General features: G+C 60.9%; 21 protein-coding genes. 10 read left to right on the forward strand and 11 right to left on the reverse strand.

The window, feature by feature from the left end; genetic code table 11:
* Positions 1 to 7: 7 nt before the first annotated feature.
* From rssC to VQ575_RS17240, 3 genes are all read right to left on the reverse strand, one after another.
* On the reverse strand, positions 8 to 490 hold the full coding sequence (gene rssC / locus VQ575_RS17230) for an anti-sigma factor antagonist RssC (protein ID WP_039589104.1): 483 nt from the start codon (positions 488 to 490) through the stop codon (positions 8 to 10).
* Positions 490 to 1,671: a two-component system response regulator RssB gene (rssB, locus tag VQ575_RS17235; protein ID WP_039589103.1), complete on the reverse strand. Its 1,182-nt coding sequence runs from the start codon at positions 1,669 to 1,671 to the stop codon at positions 490 to 492. The genes rssC and rssB overlap by 1 nt, the downstream gene beginning before the upstream one ends.
* A 344-nt stretch (positions 1,672 to 2,015) precedes the next feature.
* Positions 2,016 to 2,705 carry an MlaA family lipoprotein gene (locus VQ575_RS17240; RefSeq protein ID WP_039589102.1) on the reverse strand — a complete coding sequence of 230 codons (690 nt, stop codon included), beginning with the start codon at positions 2,703 to 2,705 and terminating at the stop codon, positions 2,016 to 2,018.
* Positions 2,706 to 2,906: 201 nt separating this feature from the next.
* Here VQ575_RS17240 and VQ575_RS17245 point away from each other — a divergent pair, with 201 nt between their 5' ends.
* Together VQ575_RS17245 and VQ575_RS17250 are read left to right on the forward strand one after the other, a co-directional pair.
* Positions 2,907 to 3,527 carry a hypothetical protein gene (locus tag VQ575_RS17245; protein ID WP_039589101.1) on the forward strand — a complete coding sequence of 207 codons (621 nt, stop codon included), beginning with the start codon at positions 2,907 to 2,909 and terminating at the stop codon, positions 3,525 to 3,527.
* A gap of 109 nt (positions 3,528 to 3,636) precedes the next feature.
* Positions 3,637 to 3,906: a DUF4404 family protein gene (locus tag VQ575_RS17250; protein WP_325918098.1), complete on the forward strand. Its 270-nt coding sequence runs from the start codon at positions 3,637 to 3,639 to the stop codon at positions 3,904 to 3,906.
* A 68-nt stretch (positions 3,907 to 3,974) separates the two neighbouring features.
* On the opposite strand, the gene queF is transcribed toward VQ575_RS17250, so the two are convergent.
* Positions 3,975 to 4,805: an NADPH-dependent 7-cyano-7-deazaguanine reductase QueF gene (queF, locus tag VQ575_RS17255; RefSeq protein ID WP_039589099.1), complete on the reverse strand. Its 831-nt coding sequence runs from the start codon at positions 4,803 to 4,805 to the stop codon at positions 3,975 to 3,977.
* A gap of 61 nt (positions 4,806 to 4,866) precedes the next feature.
* Positions 4,867 to 5,388 (reverse strand): copper-resistant cuproprotein CopI, encoded by a 522-nt coding sequence (gene copI, locus VQ575_RS17260; RefSeq protein WP_039589098.1) that lies wholly within the window; start codon positions 5,386 to 5,388, stop codon positions 4,867 to 4,869.
* Positions 5,389 to 5,540: 152 nt separating this feature from the next.
* Between copI and VQ575_RS17265 the strand changes: the two genes are divergently transcribed.
* Entirely contained in the window at positions 5,541 to 6,221 is a 681-nt protein-coding gene (locus VQ575_RS17265; protein ID WP_039589097.1) for a heavy metal response regulator transcription factor, read from the forward strand.
* A complete protein-coding gene (locus VQ575_RS17270; protein WP_325918100.1) occupies positions 6,218 to 7,567 on the forward strand; it encodes a heavy metal sensor histidine kinase in 1,350 nt (449 codons plus the stop codon). The genes VQ575_RS17265 and VQ575_RS17270 overlap by 4 nt, the downstream gene beginning before the upstream one ends.
* 70 nt (positions 7,568 to 7,637) lie before the next feature.
* On the opposite strand, the gene VQ575_RS17275 is transcribed toward VQ575_RS17270, so the two are convergent.
* From VQ575_RS17275 to VQ575_RS17285, 3 genes are all read right to left on the reverse strand, one after another.
* The gene (locus VQ575_RS17275; protein WP_325918101.1) at positions 7,638 to 8,882 is read right to left on the reverse strand and encodes a lipoprotein-releasing ABC transporter permease subunit; all 1,245 of its coding nucleotides are present in this window, start codon (positions 8,880 to 8,882) and stop codon (positions 7,638 to 7,640) included.
* A 63-nt stretch (positions 8,883 to 8,945) separates the two neighbouring features.
* A complete protein-coding gene (lolD, locus tag VQ575_RS17280; RefSeq protein ID WP_162843734.1) occupies positions 8,946 to 9,629 on the reverse strand; it encodes a lipoprotein-releasing ABC transporter ATP-binding protein LolD in 684 nt (227 codons plus the stop codon).
* A gap of 7 nt (positions 9,630 to 9,636) precedes the next feature.
* A complete protein-coding gene (locus VQ575_RS17285) occupies positions 9,637 to 10,887 on the reverse strand; it encodes a lipoprotein-releasing ABC transporter permease subunit (RefSeq protein WP_039589094.1) in 1,251 nt (416 codons plus the stop codon).
* Positions 10,888 to 10,981: 94 nt separating this feature from the next.
* On the opposite strand from VQ575_RS17285, the gene VQ575_RS17290 reads away from it, so the two are divergent.
* Both VQ575_RS17290 and VQ575_RS17295 read left to right on the forward strand, forming a co-directional pair.
* Positions 10,982 to 11,578 (forward strand): PilZ domain-containing protein, encoded by a 597-nt coding sequence (locus VQ575_RS17290; protein ID WP_198723096.1) that lies wholly within the window; start codon positions 10,982 to 10,984, stop codon positions 11,576 to 11,578.
* On the forward strand, positions 11,575 to 12,297 hold the full coding sequence (locus VQ575_RS17295; protein ID WP_003199672.1) for a glycerophosphodiester phosphodiesterase: 723 nt from the start codon (positions 11,575 to 11,577) through the stop codon (positions 12,295 to 12,297). The genes VQ575_RS17290 and VQ575_RS17295 overlap by 4 nt, the downstream gene beginning before the upstream one ends.
* A 42-nt stretch (positions 12,298 to 12,339) precedes the next feature.
* Here the strand turns inward: VQ575_RS17295 and sthA are convergent, their stop codons facing one another.
* Entirely contained in the window at positions 12,340 to 13,734 is a 1,395-nt protein-coding gene (gene sthA / locus VQ575_RS17300) for a Si-specific NAD(P)(+) transhydrogenase (RefSeq protein WP_003183399.1), read from the reverse strand.
* Positions 13,735 to 14,125: 391 nt separating this feature from the next.
* On the reverse strand, positions 14,126 to 15,112 hold the full coding sequence (locus tag VQ575_RS17305) for an FAD:protein FMN transferase (protein ID WP_325919897.1): 987 nt from the start codon (positions 15,110 to 15,112) through the stop codon (positions 14,126 to 14,128).
* Between the two features lie 125 nt (positions 15,113 to 15,237).
* On the opposite strand from VQ575_RS17305, the gene tcuC reads away from it, so the two are divergent.
* A complete protein-coding gene (gene tcuC / locus VQ575_RS17310) occupies positions 15,238 to 16,536 on the forward strand; it encodes an MFS transporter (protein ID WP_039589091.1) in 1,299 nt (432 codons plus the stop codon).
* Positions 16,537 to 16,626: 90 nt separating this feature from the next.
* Here tcuC and VQ575_RS17315 read toward each other — a convergent pair whose 3' ends face one another.
* Positions 16,627 to 18,090, reverse strand: coding sequence for a glyceraldehyde-3-phosphate dehydrogenase (locus tag VQ575_RS17315; RefSeq protein WP_039589090.1), 1,464 nt, complete (start codon positions 18,088 to 18,090; stop codon positions 16,627 to 16,629).
* Between the two features lie 168 nt (positions 18,091 to 18,258).
* On the opposite strand from VQ575_RS17315, the gene mfd reads away from it, so the two are divergent.
* From mfd to VQ575_RS17330, 3 genes are read left to right on the forward strand one after another with little or no spacing between them, the layout of a single operon-like run.
* Positions 18,259 to 21,708, forward strand: a complete 3,450-nt coding sequence (mfd, locus tag VQ575_RS17320) for a transcription-repair coupling factor (RefSeq protein ID WP_045156533.1) — start codon at positions 18,259 to 18,261, stop codon at positions 21,706 to 21,708.
* Between the two features lie 10 nt (positions 21,709 to 21,718).
* On the forward strand, positions 21,719 to 22,285 hold the full coding sequence (locus tag VQ575_RS17325; RefSeq protein ID WP_045156534.1) for a CsiV family protein: 567 nt from the start codon (positions 21,719 to 21,721) through the stop codon (positions 22,283 to 22,285).
* Between the two features lie 11 nt (positions 22,286 to 22,296).
* Entirely contained in the window at positions 22,297 to 24,990 is a 2,694-nt protein-coding gene (locus tag VQ575_RS17330) for a DEAD/DEAH box helicase (protein WP_039589087.1), read from the forward strand.
* The last annotated feature ends 62 nt before the right edge of the window (positions 24,991 to 25,052 follow it).

Consider the following 25,052-nt stretch of genomic DNA (forward strand, 5'->3'; position numbering starts at 1 on the left):
CTAGAGCTCAAGGCCGCTCCAGCGCGCTCACCAAATCATGGAACGCTTCGCGATTGGAGTCGTTCAGCCCCATGAGTATCTTGTGGGCTTCAAGCACCTTGATCCGCACTTCTTCCTCGGACTGGTCCTGATCAGGCAGGTCATCCAGGCATTCGGGGCACGGCACAGGATCGCCGACGATGTTGAACACCTGGTCGAAACCCATCGATTGCAGAAGACGGGTAATGTCGTTGTGGGTGGTGACGACAGTCGGCAGCAAGCCGACTTTTTGCCGCGACAGGATCGACAGCTTGGCCAGCAGGCCGAGCGTTGTGCTGTCGATGCTGCGGGTTTCGGTCAGGTCGATCACGATAGCGTTGAAGTTCAGCGCGGTGAAGATCTTCTCGATTGTCGCATCCAGCGCCGAACACAAGGTCAGGCGCACTTCACCGACAAACTTCAGGACAAAGGTGCCGTCCTGCTCGGCGAACTGGATTCTACCAGTACTCATCAAAGGTTCCTGCTCAACACTAACAGGGCGATATCATCCGGCATCTCCCCTAGCGTGGCTAATCCAAACACTTGGCGCAGGCCTTCCAGGCTGCCGCCCGCTGCACTTACCCGCTCGGGCAAGGCTGCTTCTTTCTCTTTGAGTGTAGGTTCTGACAAAAGGTCCAGAATGCCATCAGACATCAGCGTCAGGCTGAATGTCGGCGGCAGCTCCAATACGTGGTCTTCATAGGTCGCCTCGTTGAACAGGCCTACCGGCAAACCACGCCCTTCCAGATAACGCACACTGTCTGGTGTATACAACACGGGCAACGGCAGGTGACCGCCGATGCTATACGTCAACAAACCAGTCTCCTCGTCGATGACTCCACCGACCATCGTGACGTGTTTGCCCAGCTTACAACTGATCAGGCCCCGGTTGATATGCCCAAGGACTTCCGAAGGCTTGAACTCCGGCAACGTGCCGTTGCGCTTGGACTCGAACAGCAGGCGCGTGGTCATGAATTTCAACAGCACCGTCACGAACGCCGACGAAGCCCCGTGCCCGGAAACATCCGCCAGGTAGAACGCCACTCGACGTTCATCGACACGGAAATAATCGACAAAATCCCCCGACAGGTACAACGACGGGATGATCTGGTGGGCAAAGCGGAAACCATCGACCGTCCAGGGGCTGACCGGCAGCATGTTCATCTGGACCTGGCGCCCGGCGTTCTGATCTTCCTGCAGCAGGTTCAGGCTGGCTTCCAGTTCGCGATTGGCGGTCTCCAGCTTCTCGCGGTAGCGCTGGTTTTCCACCAGCAGTCGCGAGCGGTCCAGAGCCCGGCGCACCGAGTGTTCAAGCACGGCAAGGTCTTCGAGGGGCTTGATCAGGTAATCCGCCGCGCCCAGGCGCAACGCCTCGACCGCGTCGTTCATCACGCCCGCGCCGGAAACGACGATGACCGGGGTCTGCGACGACAGCTCGGTGACCTGGCGAATGAGCTCGAGTCCGCCCATCTGCGGCATGCGCAGGTCGCAGATGACCAGGTCGGGCTTCTCCTGCTCGAATACCTGAAGACCCTGTTGGCCGTTACTGGCCTGCAAGACGCTGAAACCACTGTCTTCCAAGTAGGCGGCGAGACTGGCTCGCACCACTTCGTCATCATCGATTATCAGCAGCGTGGCACTGGTTTTTGGCATGTGGGCAAACGGCGCCAGAATTAGGTTGGCGTAGCGGGCACGGCATTGGGCTTGGCGCGCACTACTGGATTCGCTTTCTAGCCTCTCTGTCGTACCGGCTTCAGGCCTTTGCCCTACACACGATTACACCAGAGGTGCCCTTCTAAGGCGCAGACGGTACTCCCATCCGCGGGGCGTTTCAAGCTCATGCGAATCGCCGCTCGCGCTCTTTATTTGTCAAAGCACAGAGAGTTATAAGAACCGAGCGAAGCGTAACTCAATGGAAGGATCAATCCGCCTTTAAACGCAAGCCAAAGCAAAGAAGGCGGCCTTTCGGGCCGCCTTCTTAAACTGACGAATCGAAATCAAAAATCGTCTTCGACCTGACCATCCTTGACCTTGAACTCACGGTTTTGCAGGAAGGCATTGCGGATAAACACATATTTGTCGCCGCTGACCAGCTTCTCGGCCGAGAGCAGGCTGGCACGGGTGTCGACGATGTTAAGGCCCCAGATCGAATTGCGGACCGAGACATTGTCGATATAAGGGTAAGGCGTGGCATAGCTGTCGACCAGCTTGGCCGGTGCATCACGCAGGGTGCTCGGCCCCAGCAACGGCAGCATCAAGTACGGCCCGCTGCCCAGTCCCCAGTACCCGAGTGTCTGGCCGAAGTCCTCGTCGTTACGCTGCAGCCCCATCTTGGTGCCCACGTCGAAGAACCCGAGGAGACCGAACGTGGTGTTGAAAATCAATCGGGCCGTGTCGACTCCGGCAGCGGCCGGCTTGGCTTGCAGCACGTCGTTGGCCAGGTTGCCGACATCGCCGATGTTGCGGAACATATTGTGGATGCCGTCCTCGAGGAACTGCGGCGTCACGTACTGGTAGCCCTGGGCCAGCGGCTTGAGCGCATAGGTATCGATGGTGTCGTTGAAGGTGAAGATCGGACGGTTGATGCTTTCCCATGGATCATCTTCCGTGGCGGCCTGGGCAGCAAACGGTACCAGCAGGACGCTGGCAGATAGACACAGCTGAGCGAGAAGATGGCTCCAGCGCATACGGAAAAACTCCTTGGATTATTCAGGCAAGGGCGCCGAGCCCAGGCGGTAAGGCCGCTAGTATAAGTCGTAAAACATCGTTAGGCAGCATTGAAAGAGAAGCTCGCCGTAGGAACATTCCACAGATCGCCGGCTTCATTTCACTGTCACCGGACTGTCATCGGGGCTCGCTACGCTGCTGGGTATTTCAAGGACGTTCCCATGCCGCGCGCCGAAGCCCTGCCCCTCCCCGCTCCCAGCCTTACCGCAGTTCTGTTTGGCCTGAGCGGATGCCTGGTGGATTTCGGCGCGCGTGTACGCCAGCCAGGGGCAAAGCCTGCGGATCACGCCCATCCGACACCCGGCGCACTGGAAAGCCTGCAACGTTTGCAGCACCTGGACATCCCCTGCGCCTGGCTCGATGAGTTGCCTCCCGCCGTCAGCCATGGCTTGGCGGTTTCGTTGCCGGCGTCCATCAAGGCACCGCAACTTCCTGCAACAAATCAACCGTGGCCCGCCCCGCATGCCTGTTGGCAAGCGCTCATGGCGCTGAACGTCCAACAACTGGAAGGTTGCGTGTTGGTGAGTGGCGAACCCAAGCTGTTGCAGTCGGGGCTCAACGCCGGATTGTGGACCATCGGCCTGGCGTCCTGCGGCTCGTTGTGCGGCCTGTCCCCTGCCGATTGGCAGGCCCTGAGCCAACAGGAACGGGAGGTCAAACGGGCCAAGGCCACCGTTCAGTTGTTCAGCCTAGGCGTGCATTCGGTGATCGATCACTTGGGCGAACTGGACACCTGCCTGGCCGACATCAGCCTGCGCAGGCAAAAAGGCGAGAAGCCCTGACCGGGATCATGCAGGGCGCGCAAGTGTGGATTACTCTTAAGGCAGGCCATGGACTTTTGACGCAGCGTCGCGGTCCATGGCAGTGCCTATCAATAAAGGGAGTACGCCAATGCCTGCCCGCCGCGAAGAATTGCAAGCCCAACTCGATACCTTGCGCGAGCAATTGGAACAGAACCCGCCGCTGTCTGAACCAGAGCGCGAAAATCTGAAGCAATTGATGGAGCAGATCGACGCAAAAATCCAACTGGAAAACCGGCTTCAGGACAACAACCTGGTCGACGGCGTGAACCGGGCCGTAGAGCGTTTTGAAGTGGACCATCCAACCATCGCCGGAACGCTGCGCAATATCGTCAATACCTTGGGCAGCATGGGGATCTAAGCCCTTTAAACGCCAAAAGCCCTGCTATCGCCAGCAGGGCTTTTTAGCCTATGCCTCCAGCAAAGGTTTTATTGGCGGACGAGTCGATGGTTCGGCAACTGCACCTCTTCAGTGCTGCGATACGGATTGATATCCAGCCCACCCCGCCGCACATACCGCGCATAAACCGTCAGCTTCTGCGGCTTGAGCAAGCGCTGCAGGTCCAAGAAGATCCGCTCGACGCACTGCTCATGGAAATCCGAATGCTGGCGGAAGCTGACGATGTAAGCCAGCAGGCTGGCGTGATCCAGCGCCGCGCCACGGTACTCCACCGCCACGCTGCCCCAATCCGGCTGGCTCGTCACCGGGCAGTTGGATTTGAGCAAATGGCTGTGCAGGCTTTCCTCGACGATGCGCGAATCATCGCAACGCAGCAGTTCCGGGCGCGGATGCTCGTAGGAATCGACGCTGACATCCAACTCGTCGATGCATGCACCGGGCAACGCCACGATGCCTTCGTTTTCCACGTCCTTGAGACTGCGGATCCGTACGCCCACAGGCTTGCCGGCCGCCGCCGAAAGATCCTCGCGCAAGGTCGCTTCCAGGCTCGCGGTATCGGCGAACGGTGTCTGGTTCAACGAGTTCAGGTACAGCTTGAAGGATTTGGACTCGATGATATTCGGCGAATCCGCCGGTATGGCGAACTCACCGATGGCCACCACTGGCTTACCCGAGGGCAAGAGCCAGGACAATTCGAAACAGTTCCAGAAATCCACGCCTGTGTACGGCAGGGTCTCGGCTGTCAGGCCCAGTTCCGCCCATTTCGCAGTGCGCGGAATCGGGAACAGCAGTGACGGCGTGTACGTGGCGATGTATTCGCTGGATTTGCCCAGCGGCGAATGTTCGGCTGCGGGATGCATGACGGAAACCTGACTGAAGAATCAGCGGATTCTATCAGCCTTTGCCGCAGTCTTTGAGTGCTTACTGACTGACTGTCAGGTCGCCCTTCATGCCGGCCTGGTAATGTCCCGGAACATTGCAGGCGAACTCCAGGCGAGTGGCCTTGCTGAAGGTCCAGGTCAGTTCGGCGGTCTTGCCCGGTTCCACCAGCACGCTGTTGGGGTCATCGTGGCGCATGCTGGCGTTGCCGTGGCCCATGGCGGCATGGTCCATTCCCGGCTTCATCGCGGTCGGCGTCAACTGGCCGCTTTGCTGCATCTTGAGCATTTGCTGTTGGTGTTCAACATGCATTGCAGCGTTGCCCAGGTTGAACTCGTGAAGCAGGTGGCCTTTATTGACCAGCACGAACCGAACCGTCTCGCCGGCCTTGAGATCCAGCGCACCGGGATCGAACGTCATGTCGCCCATCACCACATCAATGCTGCGACCGGCCTTGGCCGCTGGCGCAGGCTGGCCGAAATCGAAATGGCCCGGCGATGCCCACGACGGGGTACTGAGGGCCAGTGCGCAAACGGTCAGGATCAAGCGTTTTCCCATCAACATGTCCATACTCCAGTCAGATTCAGCGTGCGGGAAACTCTATCGTCACAGGCCTGCCAATCGGCTTACCGCTTGATTACAACTTTGTCAGGTTGTGCCGCGAACCCGCCCGCCACGGTATAACGCCCTCGTTCCAATCCTGCATTGAGCCGCCCATGAAACTGCTGATCGTCGAAGACCAACTGAAAACCGGCCAATATCTGCGCCAAGGCTTGAGCGAGGCCGGGTTCAACGCCGACCTGGTGGCGGACGGCATCACTGGCCAGCAACTGGCCCTGGGCGGCGAATACGCGCTGCTGATTCTCGATGTGATGTTGCCGGGTCGCGATGGCTGGCAGATTCTGCAAGCCGTACGCGGGGCCGGCCTGGACACGCCCGTACTGTTCCTGACGGCGCGCGATGCCGTACAGGATCGCGTCCATGGCCTGGAACTGGGCGCCGATGATTACCTGGTCAAGCCCTTCGCCTTTTCCGAGTTGCTGGCCCGGGTGCGCAGCCTGTTGCGCCGAGGCAGCTCGGCGACCCAGGAAACCAGCCTGCAACTGGCGGACCTGCGCCTGGACCTGATCCGCCGTCGCGTGGAACGCAGCGGCCGGCGCATCGATTTGACAGCAAAGGAGTTCGCCTTGCTGGAAATGCTACTGCGGCGCCAGGGCGAGGTGCTGCCAAAGTCGCTGATTGCCTCGCAAGTCTGGGACATGAATTTCGACAGCGACACCAATGTCATCGAAGTCGCGATCCGGCGCCTGCGGATCAAGATCGATGATGACTTTCCCAACAAGCTGATCCACACCGTGCGCGGCATGGGCTATGTGCTCGAAGAGCGCAGCCTGTGAGCCGTCGGTGGTCGTTGAGCAACCGCTTGGCGCTGCTGTTCGCCGCCTGCACCGCCATTGTGTCGTTGTTCGCCGGGGTGCTGTTCAGCCGAGGCAGCGAGGCACACTTCGTCGAACTGGACCAGCAACTGCTCGAAACACAATTGCTCGGCGTACGTCGCGCCCTGCAAGACGCTCACGGCCATGATCCGCAAGTTCGCCTCGAGGAAGAGCTGAGTCGACGGGCGGACCTTGCCTTGCGCATCAAGGACGCCGATGGCGAGCGCTGGCATGGTTCGATTCGGATCCCGCCCCAAGTGCCTGAACGCACCGGATTGTCTACGCTCGACGATGCCGATAACAACTACCGGACACTGAGCGCACCGCTGTACCCCGGCCGTCCGGATTCGGCCCAACTGACGCTGTTGCTGGACATCACCCATCACCAGCATTTCCTGCAGCGCATGCAACGCCTGATCTGGCTGACCGTCGGCCTCTCGGCACTGGCCACCGCCCTGCTCGGCGCTTGGGCAGCCCGGCGGGGCTTGCGTCCCTTGCGGCGCATGGGCGCCATCGCCGGTAGCGTCTCGGCCCGCTCCCTCAATTCCCGTCTGCCGGAAGAGCATATGCCCGCCGAACTGGCGGAATTGGCCCACAGCATCAATGACATGCTCGGACGCCTCGACGATGCGTTTCAGCGTCTCTCGGCGTTTTCCGCCGACATCGCCCATGAGTTGCGCACGCCACTGTCGAACCTGCTGACCCACACCCAAGTCACCCTCACCCGCGAGCGCTCGCTGGAGGACTATCGCGAAGCCCTGCACAGCAATCTGGAAGAGCTGCAATGGATGGCGCAACTGGTCAACGACATGCTCTACCTGGCCAAGGCCGACCATGGATTGTTGGCGCTGCACCGCGAACCGCTGCAACTGGCCGAGGAAGTGGACCTGTTGCTGGACTTCTTCGGGCCCCTGGCCGAGGACGCCAACGTACGCCTGGGTCGCGACGGGGAGAGCCTGATCGAGGGTGACCGCAACATGTTGCGCCGGGCCCTTTCCAACCTGCTGGACAATGCCCTGCGCTTCACCCCGGCTGACGGCGAAGTGCGCGTACGAATTGTCGATGCGGCTCAAAGAGTGAGTGTGATTGTGGAAAACAGTGGCGAGGGGATTCCGGCTGACCTGCTGCCGCGCCTGTTCGACCGCTTCTACCGCACCGACCCGGCCCGCCAGGAAGGCAGCAGCGAACATGCTGGATTGGGGCTCGCCATTACTCGCTCGATCGTCCGTGCCCACGGTGGGGAAATCCGCTGCGAATCGGCCGATGGCTGGACGCGGTTTCTGATCGAATTGCCAAAGGGGGATTGAGCCCGGCGCCCTCCCCCCGTGGCAAGGGATTTATCCCTCGCCACAAGAGTCTTGAAGTCGTCCCCAGGTATCAGGAATACCGCAACGCCTGCGCCGGTTCGATCTTCGCCGCGCGCCAGGCCGGGTATACGGTGGCAAGAAAGCTGAGGATGAACCCGGCAGAACAGATCAGCACCACGTCGCCACGCTGAAGCTCGGACGGCAGGTTGCTGACGAAATACACGTCGGAACTGAAGATATGCTGGCCGCTGACCCTTTCCAGCCAGCCCACCAACTCACTGACGTTCAGCGCCGCGATCACTCCCAGCACACCACCGATCAACGTGCCGACAACGCCGATCACGGTGCCTTGGACCATGAAGATCGCCATGATCTGCCGCGGCGTGGCGCCGATGGTGCGCAGGATCGCGATGTCCGCGCCTTTATCGTTCACTACCATGATCAGCGTCGCGATGATGTTGAACGCCGCCACCGCGACAATCATCAGCAGCAGCAAGCCAATCATGGTCTTTTCCATTTTCATGGCGCTGAACAGGCTGCCCTGGGTGTGAGTCCAGTCGTCCGCCTTGAAGCTTGCGCCAAGACCGGTGGCGATGTCGCTGGAGACTTTCGGCGCCGCGTACAGATCCTTCACCGCCAGGCGCACGCTTTGCACCTGGTTCGGCTGCCAGTGCTGCATCTGCGCGGCGTCGGCCAAGTGAATCAGCGCCATGGAACCGTCCAGCTCCGCACCGACCTTGAACACACCAACCACGTTCAAACGCTGCATCCGTGGCGTGATGCCACCGGGGGCGGTGCTGACTTCCGGCACGATCAAGGTGAGCTTGTCGCCGACATTCAGGCGGAACCGCCGGGCCGTGATTTCACCGATCACCACGCCAAATTCACCCGGCTTCAGGGCATCGAGGCGCCCCTGGACAATGTGCTGGGCAACGATGGACACCTTGCCTTCCTGGGCCGGGTCGACACCGCTGATCTGGATCGGCTGCATCGAACCTTTATGGCTCAGCATCCCCTCCATCTCGGTAAACGGCACGGCCGCAATGACTTCGGGGTTCTTCAGCGCGGCGGCGGCCACTGGTTGCCAATCGTCGATCGGGTTTACGCCAACGATCGTGGCATGCGGAACCATGCCAAGGATGCGCGAGCTCATTTCGCGCTGAAAGCCGTTCATCACCGACAGCACGACGATCATCGCCAATACGCCAAGGGCGAGGCCGATCATCGAGGTCATGGAAATGAACGACACGAAGCGATTGCGACGCTTGGCGCGGGTATAGCGCGTGCCGATGAAAATCGATAACGGTCTGAACATTCGCTGGGCACCGTATGAAAATAAAAGACCCGGCACTTGCGGCAAGCACCGGGTTTCGGTCGATCAGATAGGCGTCAGGCAACCTTCCTGCAAATGCAGGACACGGTCCATCTGGCGGGCCAGGTTCATATCGTGGGTCACCACCAGGAACGCCGTGCGCATCGAGGTGCTGAGCTCCAGCATCAAGTCCTGGATACCTTGGGCGGTATGGGAATCGAGGTTGCCGGTCGGCTCGTCGAGCATCACCAGGCCGGGCTTGTTGACCAGGGCGCGGGCAATCGCCACGCGCTGGCGCTCGCCACCGGACAGCTCGGCTGGCTTGTGTTCCAGGCGATGGCCCAGCCCTACCCGCTCCAACAGTGCAGTGGCGCGCTGACGAGCCTCGGGAATCGCCGTGCGGCCGATCAACAGCGGCATGCAGACGTTCTCCAGCGCCGTGAATTCGGGCAGCAGATGATGGAACTGGTAGACGAAACCCAGGGAACGGTTACGCAGCAGGCCACGGGCCTTCTCGTTCAGCGCCGACAGTTCTTCGCCGGCCAGCCAGACACTGCCGGCGGTCGGCGTATCCAGGCCGCCCAGCAGGTTGAGCAAGGTACTTTTGCCCGACCCGGAGGTGCCGACAATCGCCACGCGCTCGCCAGGGTGCAGCTCCAGTTGCAGGCCCGACAACACCACCACCGACTCCGGACCTTCCTCGTAGGATTTGCCCAGGTTGCGGCAGCTCAAGATCGCTTTTTCACTCATGCCCGACTCACTCATAACGTAACGCCTCCGCAGGCTGGGTGCGCGCGGCACGCCAGGCAGGATACAGGGTGGCGAGGAAACTCAGGACCAACGCGGCGCCGCAGACCATCAACACATCGTCGGCCTGCAACTGCGATGGCAGGTAGTCGATGAAGTACACGTCGGCGTTGAGAAACTTGTGCCCGATCAGGGTTTCGAGACCGGCAATCGCGGCACTCACGTTCAGCGCGGCGAACATCCCGACCAAGGCCCCGACGAACGTACCGATGACGCCGATGACCGTGCCCTGGACCATGAAGATGCGCATGATTTGCCCCGGCGTGGCGCCAAGCGTGCGCAGGATGGCGATGTCGCCCTTCTTGTCGTTTACCACCATCACCAGCGTGGAAATGATGTTGAACGCCGCAACGGCAACGATCAGCAACAACAGCAGGCCGATCATGGCTTTTTCCATGCGGATCGCCTGGTACAGGTTACCGTGGGTGCGGGTCCAGTCGCGGGCGTAATAACGGTCTTCACCGAGCTGCTGGGCAATGTTCCAGGCAACACGCGGCGCCTGGAACAGGTCATCGAACTTCAACCGCAGGCCCTGGACCTGGTCCGGCTTCCAACGATGCAGGCGGGCGAGATCCTGAAGATTGGTCACGCCCAGGTAGCCATCGAGCTCGCCGGCGCCGACATGAAAGATGCCGACCACGGTAAAGCGTTTCATGCGTGGAAACATGCCGCCCGGCGTGACGGTGACTTCCGGCGCGACGAACGTCAGCTTGTCGCCGATGGCCACGCCGAGCTTCGCCGCAGCCTTGTCACCGATCACGATGCCGAAGCTGCCCGGCGCCAGATCGTCGAGTTTGCCCTGCTTCATGAAGTTGTCGATGATCGACACCTGCCGCTCCAGGCCAGGGTCGATGCCATTGAGCAAGACCTTGGAAACCTTGCCGTCGTTGGTCAGCAGCCCCTGCATCTGGGTGAAGGGCGCCACGGCCAGCACCTGCGGGTTCTGCTTGACCTTGGCGGCCAGGCTCGGCCAATCGCTGATGGCTTCGCCGGTTTCGAGTGTCGCGTGGGGCACCATGCCCAGCACGCGGGTGCGCATTTCATGGTCGAAGCCGTTCATCACCGACAGCACGACGATCATCACGACCACGCCAAGGGCCAGTCCGATGATGGACGTCAGGGATATGAACGATACGAAATGATTGCGACGCTTTGCACGGGTATAACGCGTGCCGATGAATACGAAGAGAGGTCTGAACATGTCGGGGCTTGTTCGGAGGGAAAAGGAACGTCCTTGTGGCGGGGGTCACAAACCAGCTTTACACTCAGACCACCGCCGCTACCATGGGTTCGCCATGTCGACATTAGATGAAGAAGATCGCCGCGAATACTACCGTATCGAGGACACGATCGCACTGGAAATTCGGCCCCTGTCCATTCCTGAAGCTGCCAGCCAGGAAGTGTTGCAGGATGAGTCCCCATTGTTCAATCTGCTCAGCGAACTGCACCTGAGCGAATTCGAGTCTCAGCACCTGTTGCGCCAGATCAGCGAGCGCGAGCGCAGCATCGCGGCGTACCTCAAGGCCATGAACAAACGCATCGACCTGCTCAGCCAGGTCATCGCCGTGACAGTGCTCGGCGAAATCGGCGAACCGCAGCCGGTGATCATTTCCGAAGGCGGCATCGACTTCCAGTACCCCACCCCCGTCGCCGTCGGCGCGCATCTGTCGATCAAGCTGGTGCTGATGCCCCAGGCCCTCGGTCTGTTGCTGCGGGCGCGGGTCACCCATTGCGATCCGAAGGGTGACGGCTACGACATCGGCACCGAGTTTGAACACCCGACCGACGCCCAGCGTCAATTGTTGGCCCGCTACATCTTGCAGAAACAGGCGCAAGAACGGCGCCTGGCCCGTGAACTGAACGAATCTGGCACCAATAAGGAAGAACCGTGACCCTCATTTATGGCCACCGCGGCGCCAAGGGCGAAGCACCGGAAAATACCCTCACCGGTTTCCAGGAATGTCTCAAGCACGGCGTGCGCCGTTGCGAGCTGGACTTGCACCTGTCCATGGACGGCGAGTTGATGGTCATCCACGACCCGACCCTCAAGCGCACCACCGATCGCCGGGGCAAAGTGGTCGAACATACCGCCGCCGAACTGGTGACCTACGATGCGCGCAAGGGTGGCCCGGGCTGGATCAAGCCATGCCCGATTCCGCGACTGGAAGAGTTGTTCGAGAAATGCGACTTCGAGCATTGGCAGCTCGAGGTGAAAAGCGCGTCACGTACCCGCGCCGCCGCGACGGTACTGGGCATCCGCGAGATGGCCCAACGCTTCGGCCTGCTGGACAAGATCACCATCACCTCCAGTTCCCGGGAAGTGCTCAAGGCGGCCCTGGACCTGACCCCGGACATCTCCCGTGGACTGGTGGCTGAATACGCCTGGCTCGACCCGTTGAAGGTCGCCCAGAGCTACGGCTGCGAGATTCTGGCGTTGAACTGGACCCTGTGCACGCCGGAACGCCTGATCAAGGCACAGCGCCAGGGGTTGCATGTGTCGGTGTGGACGGTCAACGAGCCCGCGCTCATGCGCAGGCTCGCCGATTTTGGCGCTGACAGCCTGATTACAGACTTTCCCGGTTTGGCCACTGCCACCCTCGAGAATTGCTGAAATCGGTCTCCCCGGCCGGCTCAGGCCACCGGCCGGAGCCGCTCAAAAAAGCCGGTTGAGCCCGTCGTACGCCGCGACCCGATAGGCTTCGGCCATGGTCGGGTAGTTGAACGTGGTGTTCACGAAGTACTTCAGCGTGTTGAGTTCGCCCGGCTGGTTCATGATTGCCTGGCCGATGTGCACGATCTCCGAAGCCTGGTAGCCGAAGCAGTGTACGCCGAGCACTTCCAGCGTTTCGCGGTGGAAAAGGATTTTCAGCATGCCTTGCGGCTCGCCAGCGATCTGTGCCCGCGCCATGCTCTTGAAGAAGGCCTTGCCCACTTCATAAGGCACCTTGGCCTGGGTCAACTCTTGCTCGTTCTTGCCGATCGAGCTGATCTCCGGGATGGTGTAGATGCCGGTCGGCACGTCATTGACGAAGCGCCAGCTACCATTGTCGACAATGCTGCCGGCAGCCGAACGGCCCTGGTCGTGGGCGGCACTGGCCAGGCTTGGCCAGCCGATCACATCACCGGCACCATAGATGTTCGGTACGCAGGTGCGGTAGTTCTCGTCGACTTCGATCTGGCCACGGCTGTTGACCTTCACGCCGATGTTTTCCAGGCCCAGGGTGTCGGTATTGCCGGTACGACCGTTGCACCAGAGCAAGGCGTCGGCCTTGATCTTCTTGCCGGACTTGAGATGCAGGATCACGCCATTGTCGACGCCTTCGACGCGGTCGTAGTCTTCGTTGTGGCGCACGGTGATGTTGTTGTTGCTGAAGTGATAGCTCAAGGCCTGGGAAATTTCCGAGTCCAGGAAGCTCAGCAACTGGCCGCGGTTATCCACCAGCTCCACCAGTACACCCAGGCCGCTGAAGATCGAAGCGTATTCGCAACCGATCACGCCGGCACCGTAGACGATGAGCTTACGCGGAGTGTGGCCCAGGCTCAGGATGGTGTCGCTATCGTAGATACGTGCGTGGTTGAAATCGATGTCAGCCGGGCGATAGGGGCGCGAACCGGTGGCAATGATGATGTGCTTGGCCACAAGTTTCTCGACCACGCCGTTGCCACAGACCACTTCGACCGTCTGCTCGTCGGCAAAGCTGCCAGTGCCGAAGAACACGTCGACGCGGTTGCGAGCGTAGTAGCCGGTACGCGAGGCCACCTGCTTGGAGATCACCTTCTCGGCGCTCTTGAGCACGTCCGGGAAGGAGAACCAGCGCGGCTCGCCGATGGCACGGAACATTGGGTTGGTGTTGAACTGCATGATCTGCCGGACCGAGTGACGCAAGGCCTTGGACGGGATGGTACCCAAGTGGGTGCAGTTGCCGCCGACCTGCCGACGGCTGTCGACCATCGCCACCTTGCGCCCTGCCTTGGCCGCGTTCATTGCCGCGCCTTCCCCCGCCGGGCCGGAACCCAGTACCACCACGTCGTAGTTGTAGACAGCCATGCGTACTCCTCGGAACAGGCCGCGATGCCATGCCTGGCATCCACGGCTAAATCATGCCGGCCGGCGGCATGAAGGAACAATTTTAGGCCGGTTCACGCGCCCGGCCACAGTCTATAGAAGCGTCAACGCCGCGCACATTACCCCTTGGTCGCGTCGTAGGCTAGGGGGCGTTCTCAATTAGTTTCCCCGCCGCGTTGTGCCTTAAGGCGGGCCAGGCAAGGCGCAGGCCACAGGGAAGCTTTCGGGGCGCTGTCCTTACATATTGAAAATCAGCCGGAATCATCGTGGCGAGGGGGCTTGCTCCCGCCGGGCTGCGCAGCAGCCCCTTTTGTGAGCGCTTCGCACTCAAGCGGGAGCAAGCTCCCTCGCCACGAGTTCTTTGTTGGACAATCTATTGGGTTTTTCCGCCCGCCATCCGTTCAAACGCATCGTTGGTGCGAACGACAAAACGGTCATTGTCCCGCAATACAAAAAATACCCCGATACCGTGTTCCTGGGCATAGTCCCAACCCCGTTCAGGACCGAGAATCAGCAACAGCGTCGATAGTCCATCGGCCAACATGGCTGAAGGATGAATGACCGTGACTGACGCAAGGTTGTGTAGGACGGGCGCCCCCGTGTGCGCATCGAAGGTATGGGAATAACGCTTGCCGCCCTGCTCGAAATATTTCCGATAGTCGCCTGACGTTGAAATCCCGTAGCCGTTGACCTCGATAACACGCTCGGCCACCTGCCGATCGTCTCGTGGCTCTTCCAGGGCGATGCGCCACGGCGAACCATCCGGCTTGTGCCCGACGGCCTTGAGTTCGCCGGTGGCCTCGGCCAGGTAACTGTCGATGCCCAGGGCCTGGAGCCTGGCGGCGATGCGATCGACCGCGTAACCGGCCGCGATGCTGTTGAAATCGACTTCCACCGCGGCGTCCTTGCACAGCCGGTCGCCCTGAATGCGCAGATGTTCATGCCCAACGCGCTGACGAGCCTCGGCCAGGGCCTCGGCGCTCGGCACCTTTTCTTCTCGGGACTGAGGACCGAACCCCCAAAGGTTCAGGAGAGGCTCAACGGTCAGATCGAAGACACCGTTGCTTTGCGAAGATAATTGCTCGCCCGCGCGGATCAGTTCGAGAACCGGGCCCGGCATTACCTGGCAACTGTCGGCAGGCAGCGTATTGAAACGCTCGATGTCCGAGTCGCTGCGATAGGTGGACAACTGCCGATCCACTTCCGAGAGGATCTTTTCCACTTCGCCCTGCACCACTTTCGGACCGGGCGTGGCGACATGGCTGACGTACTGGATGGAATAGCGGCTGCCCATGGTCGGGCCGTCGAAGCGCTCCAGGGTGTCGCCGTTGCCGCAAGCGGATAACACGCCGGCCAGCATCACAAGCCCTATGCGTCGTCCAGTTAACAAATCTTCATCCCCCCTCAAAACCACGCCGGCCATTATGGGCTACAGCGCTCCCTCAGGTTCTGCGCTTCCAACAAAATACGAAAGTGAGTACCCCCATGTCTTCCAACACGAGCAACGGCAAGGCGATTTTCCGCGTCGTCAGCGGCAACTTCCTCGAAATGTTCGACTTCATGGTCTACGGCTTCTACGCCACTGCCATCGCCAAGACGTTCTTCCCGACCGACAGCGCCTTCGCCTCGCTGATGCTATCGCTGGCCACGTTCGGCGCCGGGTTCCTGATGCGCCCACTGGGCGCGATTTTCCTCGGTGCCTACATCGACCGCCACGGTCGCCGCAAAGGCCTGATCATCACCCTGGCCATGATGGCCGCCGGCACGGTGTTGATTGCCTGCGTGCCGGGTTACGCCACACTGGGCGTAGCGGCACCATTGCTGGTACTGCTGGGACGATTGCTGCAAGGTTTTTCCGCTGGCGTGGAACTGGGCGGAGTCTCGGTGTACCTGGCGGAAATCTCCACGCCGGGGCGCAAGGGCTTTTTTGTCAGTTGGCAGTCGGCCAGCCAACAGGCCGCAGTGGTATTCGCCGGCCTGCTGGGCGTCGGTCTCAATCACTGGCTGAGCCCGCAGGACATGGGCGAATGGGGCTGGCGCGTACCGTTCCTGGTCGGCTGCATGATCGTGCCGGTCATCTTTGTAATTCGCCGCTCATTGGAGGAAACGCCTGAGTTCAAGGCCAGAAAACATCGCCCGACCCTGTCGGAAATTGTCCGCTCCATCGGTCAGAACTTCGGCATCGTCCTGGCCGGCATGGCGCTGGTGGTGATGACCACTGTGTCGTTCTACCTGATCACGGCCTATACGCCGACGTTCGGCAAGGCCGAATTGAACCTTTCGGACCTGGACGCGCTGTTGGTAACGGTGTGCATTGGCTTGTCGAACTTCTTCTGGCTACCGGTGATGGGCGCCTTTTCCGACAAGATCGGACGCAAACCGCTGCTGCTCGGTGCCACTGTCCTGGCGATCCTGACCGCCTATCCGGCACTGTCCTGGTTGGTGGCGAACCCCAGTTTCAGCCATTTGCTGATCGTCGAGTTGTGGCTGTCGTTCCTGTACGGATCCTACAACGGGGCCATGGTGGTCGCCTTGACGGAAATCATGCCGGTCGAGGTGCGCACCACCGGCTTTTCCCTGGCCTATAGCCTTGCCACCGCCACCTTCGGCGGGTTTACCCCGGCGGCCTGCACCTATTTGATCCATGTGCTGGATAACAAGGCTGCACCGGGGATATGGCTAAGCGGTGCGGCGGTGCTGGGGTTGATTGCGACGCTGGTGCTGTTCAGGGGTAATCGGCATGAACTGCGCACGGCGCAGGCTTGCGTTGTGAGCGGCACCTGATAGATCGCGATGAGACCGGCCCAAGCAACACAAACCCCCAGATAAAAAAACGCCCCGACAAGTCGGGGCGCTTTCATTTGCAGCTAAGGCTTAGCGCGGGAACGCAGGCGGATTCACATCAGCCATGTCTTCCATCACGCGAACCACTTGGCAGCTATAGCCGAACTCGTTGTCGTACCAGACGTAAAGGACAACGCGGTTATCCTGGACGATGGTCGCTTCAGCGTCGACGACACCAGCGTGGCGCGAGCCCACGAAGTCGGTGGACACCACTTCCTGCGAGTTGACGAAGTCGATTTGCTTATGCAGATCGGAGTGCAGCGCCATGTAGCGCAGGTATTCGTTCATCTCTTCGCGAGTCGCGGCTTTCTCGAGGTTCAGGTTGAGAATGGCCATCGACACGTTTGGCGTCGGTACGCGGATCGCGTTGCCGGTCAGCTTGCCGGCCAGCTCAGGCAGGGCCTTGGCGGCAGCAGTGGCGGCACCGGTCTCGGTGATGACCATGTTCAGCGCGGCGCTACGGCCACGGCGATCGCCCTTGTGGAAGTTGTCGATCAGGTTTTGGTCGTTGGTATACGAGTGAACGGTTTCGACGTGACCGTTGATGATGCCGAACTTGTCGTTCACGGCCTTGAGCACCGGCACGATGGCGTTGGTGGTGCAGGAGGCGGCGGACACGATCTTGTCGTCAGCGGTGATTTCGTTGTGGTTGATACCGTGGACGATGTTCTTCAGCTTGCCCTTGCCAGGCGCGGTCAGGACAACGCGGTCGATACCCGGGCAGGCCAGGTGCTGGCCCAGGCCATCGGCGTCACGCCATACGCCGGTGTTGTCCACCAGCAGTGCGTCCTTGATACCGTACTGGGTGTAATCCACCTCGGTCGGGTTCTTCGCGTAGATCACCTGGATCAGGTTGCCGTTGGCGGTAATGGTGTTGTTTTCTTCGTCGATGGTAATGGTGCCATTGAACGAACCATGGACCGAATCGCGACGCAGCAGGCTGGCGCGCTTGGTCAGGTCATTCTCGGCGCCTTTGCGCACGACGATGGCGCGCAGGCGCAGGCCGTCGCCACCACCGGTTTTCTCGATCAGGATGCGCGCCAGCAGGCGGCCGATGCGACCGAAGCCGTACAGGACCACGTCGGTGCCCTTGCGGGGCGAAGCGTTTTGCTGGCCAACCACGTCAGCCATTTCTTCACGAACGAACTGCTCGGCACTACGACCATTGGCTTCGTTACGGAATTTGAACGCCAACTTGCCCAGGTCTACCGAAGCCGCGCCGAGCTTGAGCTCGCTCATGGCCTTGAGCAGGGGGAATGTTTCGTGGACGGAGAGTTCGCTGTCGTCGGAAGAACGGTGGCGAGCAAAGCGGTGGGCCTTGAGGATCGCGATGACAGACTGGTTGATCAGGCTGCGGCCATAGATCGAGCTCACCACGTTGTTATTGCGGTAGAGCTGACCGATGAGAGGGATCATCGCTTCTGCGAGTGCTTCACGATCAATCCATTCACCAAGACACTGGTCGGGCTTCTGAGTCACGGTAACCTTCCACATGTAGGGGCTGAAAAAAGGGGCTACATTATGCCGCCGAGTCCTCTGCGGAGCAATGCGCGCCCGTCGCGCCGTGGTTTTGCGTTCTGACAGCGTAGTCCGCGACTGACAGCCGGGCACTTCCCCCGCTACAATTGTCGACTTTGTCGCAACGCTGGAGCTCAACCTTCCGTGCCCGTTCTGCGTCTTCCGCTTCTCCCTGCCGCGGCAGGTAAACAGCACTGGGGCAACCTGCCCGGTGCCGCCCTGAGCCTGGCTATCGCCGAGGCCGCCAGCGCTGCAAAGCGCTTCACCCTGTTGTTGACTGCCGACAGCCAGAGCGCCGAGCGGCTGGAACAGGAGCTGGGCTTCTTCGCCCCGGATTTGCCAGTGCTGCATTTCCCGGACTGGGAAACTCTGCCCTACGACCTTTTTTCGCCACACCAGGACATCATTTCCCAGCGAATCGCCAGCCTTTATCGGCTGCCGGAGCTCAGTCATGGCGTTTTGGTAGTGCCGATCACCACAGCCCTACATCGCCTGGCACCGACCCAGTTTCTGCTGGGCAGCAGCCTGGTGCTGGACATCGGCCAGAAGCTCGACGTCGAACAAATGCGCACTCGGCTCGAGGCCAGTGGCTACCGCTACGTCGATACCGTGTACGAGCACGGCGAATTCACGGTGCGCGGGGCTTTGATCGATCTGTTCCCGATGGGCAGCAAACTGCCGTATCGCATCGACCTGTTCGATGACGAGATCGAGACCCTGCGCACCTTCGACCCGGAAAACCAGCGTTCCATCGACAAGGTCCAGTCGATCCGCCTGCTGCCGGCGAAGGAATTCCCGCTGCAAAAAGATGCGGTCACCCGCTTCAAAGCGCGGTTTCGCGAACGTTTCGACGTGGATTTCCGTCGTTGCCCGATCTTCCAGGACCTGAGCAGCGGAATCACCCCCGCGGGCATCGAGTATTATTTGCCGTTGTTCTTCGAAGAAACCTCCACGTTGTTCGATTACCTGCCTCAGGACACCCAGGTCTTTTCCCTGCCGGGCATCGAGCAGGCGGCGGAAAACTTCTGGAACGACGTGCGCAATCGCTACGAAGAGCGTCGTGTCGACCCTTCCCGTCCTTTGTTGCCGCCCGCCGAGCTGTTCTTGCCCGTGGAAGATTGCTTCGCCCGCCTCAAGAGTTGGCCGCGCGTGGTGGCGAGCCAGCAGGACGTGGAAACCGGCGTCGGCCGTGAACGCTTCCCCGCCAAGCCCTTGCCCGACCTGGCAATCGAAGCCAAGGCCACGCAACCGCTGGCAGCCCTGGCCGGTTTCCTCGATGGATTCCCTGGCCGCGTGCTGTTCACCGCCGAGTCCGCGGGCCGCCGCGAAGTGTTGCTGGAACTGCTCGAACGCCTGAAGCTGCGCCCGAAGACCGTCGACAGCTGGCCTGATTTTGTTTCGGGCAAGGATCGGCTGGCGATTACAATCGCGCCGCTCAACGACGGCCTGGTTCTTGACGATCCCGCCCTGGCCCTGGTGGCCGAAAGTCCGTTGTTCGGCCAGCGCGTCATGCAGCGTCGCCGCCGCGAGAAGCGCGCCGACGCCGCCAACGATGCGGTCATCAAGAACCTCACCGAATTGCGTGAAGGCGCGCCGGTGGTGCATATCGATCACGGCGTGGGCCGCTACCTGGGCCTGGCGACCCTGGAAATCGAAAACCAGGCCGCCGAATTCCTGACCCTCGAATACGCCGAAGGCGCGAAACTCTACGTGCCTGTGGCAAACCTGCACCTGATCGCCCGCTACACCGGCAGCGACGACGCCCTGGCCCCGCTGCATCGCCTCGGCTCGGAAACCTGGCAGAAAGCCAAGCGCAAGGCCGCCGAACAAGTGCGCGACGTGGCGGCGGAATTGCTGGACATCTATGCACGCCGGGCGGCGCGCGAGGGTTATGCATTCGCCGACCCGAAAGCCGACTACGAAACCTTCAGCGCCGGTTTCCCGTTCGAAGAAACCGTCGACCAGCAGACCACCATCGAAGCCGTGCGCGCCGACATGCTCGCGCCCAAGCCCATGGACCGATTGGTCTGCGGCGACGTGGGCTTCGGCAAGACCGAAGTGGCAATGCGCGCCGCGTTCATTGCCGTGCACGGTGGAAAGCAAGTGGCGATCCTGGTGCCGACCACCCTGCTCGCCCAACAGCACTACAACAGTTTCCGCGACCGCTTTGCCGACTGGCCAGTGACCGTGGAAGTGATGAGCCGCTTCAAGTCCGCCAAGGAGGTGAACGCCGCCGTCGCGGACCTGGCCGAAGGCAAGATCGACATCGTCATCGGCACGCACAAACTGCTGCAGGACGATGTGAAGATCAAGAACCTGGGTTTGGTGATCATCGATGAAGAGCACCGCTTTGGCGTGCGCCAGAAAGAACAGCTCAAGGCCCTGCGTAGCGAAGTCGACATCCTGACCCTGACCGCCACGCCGATTCCGCGCACCTTGAACATGGCGGTGTCGGGCATGCGCGACCTGTCGATCATCGCCACGCCGCCGGCCCGGCGCCTGTCGGTGCGCACCTTCGTGATGGAGCAGAACAAGAGCACGGTCAAGGAGGCGCTGCTGCGTGAGTTGCTGCGCGGCGGCCAGGTCTATTACCTGCACAACGACGTGAAGACCATCGAGAAATGCGCCGCCGACCTCGCCGAGCTGGTGCCAGAAGCGCGTATCGGCATCGGCCACGGACAAATGCGCGAGCGCGAGCTCGAACAGGTGATGAGCGACTTCTACCACAAGCGCTTCAATGTGCTGATCGCCTCGACCATCATCGAGACCGGCATCGACGTACCGAGCGCCAACACCATCATCATCGAACGCGCCGACAAGTTCGGCCTGGCCCAGTTGCATCAGTTGCGCGGCCGGGTCGGACGCAGTCACCACCAGGCCTATGCCTACCTGTTGACGCCTCCGCGCCAGCAGATCACCCCGGACGCGGAGAAGCGCCTGGAAGCCATCGCCAACACTCAAGATCTGGGGGCAGGCTTCGTGCTGGCCACCAACGACCTGGAAATCCGTGGTGCCGGCGAATTGCTCGGCGATGGCCAGAGCGGGCAGATCCAGGCCGTGGGCTTCACGCTATATATGGAGATGCTCGAACGCGCGGTCAAATCGATCCGCAAGGGCGAGCAGCCGAACCTCGACCAACCCCTGGGCGGCGGACCGGAAATCAACCTGCGGGTGCCGGCGTTGATCCCCGAGGATTATCTGCCGGATGTCCACGCACGCCTGATTCTCTACAAACGCATTGCCTCGGCCACCGACGAGGAAGGCCTGAAGGACCTGCAAGTGGAGATGATCGACCGCTTCGGCCTGCTGCCGGAACCGACCAAGAACCTGGTGCGTACCACGCTGCTCAAGCTCAAGGCCGAACAACTGGGCATCAAGAAAGTCGACGGCGGGCCCAACGGCGGCCGGATCGAATTCGAGGCCCAGACCCCGGTCGATCCGCTGGTGCTGATCAAGCTGATCCAGGGCCAACCCAAACGCTACAAATTCGAAGGCGCCACGATGTTCAAGTTCATGGTGCCCATGGAGCGCCCGGAAGAGCGCTTCAATACCGTAGAGGCGCTGTTCGAACGCCTCAATCCGACCACTGCTTGAAGGACGCCCAATGCGCCTGTTTCACTCCTTGATGTTGTTGATGACGCTGATCGCTCCACTGGCGGTTGCCGACGACTTGTATCAGGTCGAAATGATCCTGGTCCGCCAGAATGCCGAGCCGGCCATTATCAGCCGCGCCGCACCGGAAGACTGGGACGCCGGCGCGCAACGCCTGGGCGCGGACAGCCAGCGCACGCCAGCGTTGGGCAACATCGTCGAAAAACTCAACGCCAGCGGCCAGTACACCGTGTTGATGCACAAAGCCTGGCAACAGAACCTGGGCGAACAGGGCCGCAAGATCGCCGTCAGCGACGGCGCCGAGCAGTTCGGCCAGTTTCCCATCGAAGGCACCCTGGAACTCAAACTCGGCCGTTTCACCGACGTGGACGCCGACTTCTGGATCAACCAGATCGACGCCAATGGCCTGGTCACGGCCAGCGAGCGCCTGAAACAGCAGAGCCATACCAAGAATGGCCAGCTGAATTTCCTCGATAATGGCCATCTCGGCTTGCTGATCAAGATCACGTCGTTGACCGCGCCTGCGCCACGGCAGGCCCCTGACGTCATTCCAGACTGATCGGCGCGCCCATGCCCTCGCCCCTGAGCAAACCGCTGGCACCTTCCTGGGTCAATCGATTCAAGGAACAAAGCCTGGAGCGTGGGCGCCGATACGCGCTGGAAAACCGCGTCAGGATCGTCGAGGCCGGCGACAGCACGATCATCGCCAGTTGCGAAGGATCGGGCGGCAGCGTCTACCGTCAGACCATTCGCCTCAAAGAGTCAGCCAAAGGCACGTTGATCCTGCTTGATGCCGCCTGCTCCTGCCCGGTGCGCATCAACTGCAAGCATTGCGCGGCGGTGCTGCTGCAAGTCCAGGAAACCCTGGCCTACCCTGCTGCCGAAAAAGACGCCCAGATGTTGGAAAAACTCCAGGCAGTGCTGGACAACCGCAGCCCCAAGGCCCCGCCGCAAGTCTTGGTGGAAAACGTGCAGCCGGTGCCACGATTATGGCTGGCGAGTGTCGAGTTCAGCGCCTTCGAACCGCGCAACGGCAAGATGCAGCGCTATATCCAGCACCGCGCCGCCCTGTCCTTCAGTTATCTGGACGAGTACGTCAGCGGCCAGCGCAACACCGACGTACTGATCCGCCAGGAAACCCAGACGCTGCGGATCAAACGCCAAACTGACGTAGAACAGTCCTACCGCGAACAGCTACGAATCCTCGGTTTCAAAATCGCGACCCGACAAAGCAAGGCCTTGCCGGAGAGCGCCGGCGAACTGTACGAAATGGTCAACGACAGCGCTTGGCTGACCTTTACCCTCAACGACCTGCCGAAGCTGCGCAACCAAGGCTGGGAATTGCAGATCGACGAAGATTTTGGCTTCGACCTGACGGCGGTGGACGAATGGTACGCCTCGGTCGAGGAAACCCCGGAGCGGGACTGGTTCGATCTGGAGCTGGGCATTATCGTCAACGGCGAGCGATTGAGCCTGCTACCGATCCTGTTGAACCTGATGCGCTCGCACATCGAGCTGTTCAATCCGGAGCGCCTGGCCAGGCGCCGCGATGACGAACTTATCCTGGTCAACTTGCCGCACCGTCCCAACTCGGAGTTCGGCCCGCAGCAAGTGGCCCTGCCCTACGGGCGGTTGAAGCCGGTGTTGGCGACCCTGGGCGAGTTCTACCTGCAAGAGCCCGGCACCACCAAGCTACGCCTCAACAGCGCCGACGCCCTGCGCCTGAACCCGTTGCAAGACATGCCGCTGCGCTGGGAAGGTGGCGAACACATACGCAGCCTCGCCCAACGCTTGCGCGACATCAAGGATTACACCGCCACCGCGCCGGACGGCTTGAACGCAACGCTGCGGCCCTACCAGCTCGAAGGCTTGAGCTGGATGCAGTCGCTACGGCAGTTGGAAGTCGGCGGCATTCTTGCGGATGACATGGGGCTTGGCAAAACCCTACAGACCCTGGCGCACATTCTCAGCGAAAAAAACGCCGGGCGCCTCGATCGGCCGTGCATGGTGGTGATGCCGACGAGCCTGATTCCCAACTGGCTCGACGAAGCCTCACATTTCACTCCGCAGCTCAAGGTACTGGCCCTGTACGGTGCAGGACGCAAGAAACACTTCGAGCGCCTGGTCGATTACGACTTGATCCTGACCACCTATGCGTTACTGCCCAAGGATGTCGAACGCCTCAAGACGCAGCCGCTGCACGTATTGATCCTCGACGAAGCCCAGTACATCAAGAATCCCACCAGCAAAGCCGCCCAAGCCGCCCGGGAACTGGATGCCCGGCAACGGCTGTGCCTGTCCGGTACGCCACTGGAAAACCACCTGGGTGAACTCTGGTCGCTGTTTCATTTCCTGCTGCCGGGCTGGCTCGGCGACGTCAAGAGCTTCAATCGCGACTACCGCGTACCCATCGAAAAACGCGGCAGCGACGTACGACTGCAACACCTCAACGGTCGGATAAAGCCCTTCCTGCTGCGCCGAACCAAGGAGCAAGTGGCGACCGAACTGCCGCCCAAGACCGAGATCATCCATTGGGTCGAACTCAGCGACGCCCAGCGGGACGTCTACGAGACCATGCGCCTGGCCATGGACAAGAAGGTACGCGACGAGATCACCCGCAAAGGCGTGGCACGCAGCCAGATCATCATCCTCGAGGCACTGCTGAAGCTGCGCCAGGTGTGCTGCGACCTGCGCCTGATCAGCGACGCCACCCTGCCCACCCGTGGCAGCACCTCGGGCAAGCTCGACAGCCTCATGGAAATGCTCGAAGAGTTGTTCGAAGAAGGTCGACGGGTGCTGCTGTTTTCACAGTTCACTTCCATGCTGGCGCTGATTGAAGATGAGCTGAAAAAGCGCGGGGTGGCGTACGCCATCCTGACCGGCCAGACCAGGGACCGACGCACGCCAGTGAAGGAATTCCAAAGCGGAAAGCGTCAGATCTTTCTGATCAGCCTGAAGGCCGGTGGCGTAGGCTTGAACCTGACAGAAGCCGACACCGTGATTCACTACGACCCCTGGTGGAACCCCGCCACCGAAAACCAGGCCACCGACCGCGCCTATCGCATTGGCCAGGAAAAACCGGTGTTCGTATACAAACTGATTGCCCGCGGCACGGTGGAAGAAAAGATCCAGCTGCTGCAAAAAGAGAAATCCGACCTGGCGGCCGGCGTGCTGGATGGGCGTGTTGCGGGGGATTGGAAACTGCAGAACGAAGACATCGAGGCGCTATTCGCGCCGCTACCGGACAAGCTGGAGAAGCGCTAAACCTTTTCGTGTGGAAGCGAGCCTGCTCGTGAGAAGGCCATCAGCTTCAACATTTTCGCACG

The sequence above is a fragment of the Pseudomonas frederiksbergensis genome, assembly GCF_035751725.1.
Taxonomy (GTDB): Bacteria; Pseudomonadota; Gammaproteobacteria; order Pseudomonadales; family Pseudomonadaceae; genus Aquipseudomonas; species Aquipseudomonas frederiksbergensis_A.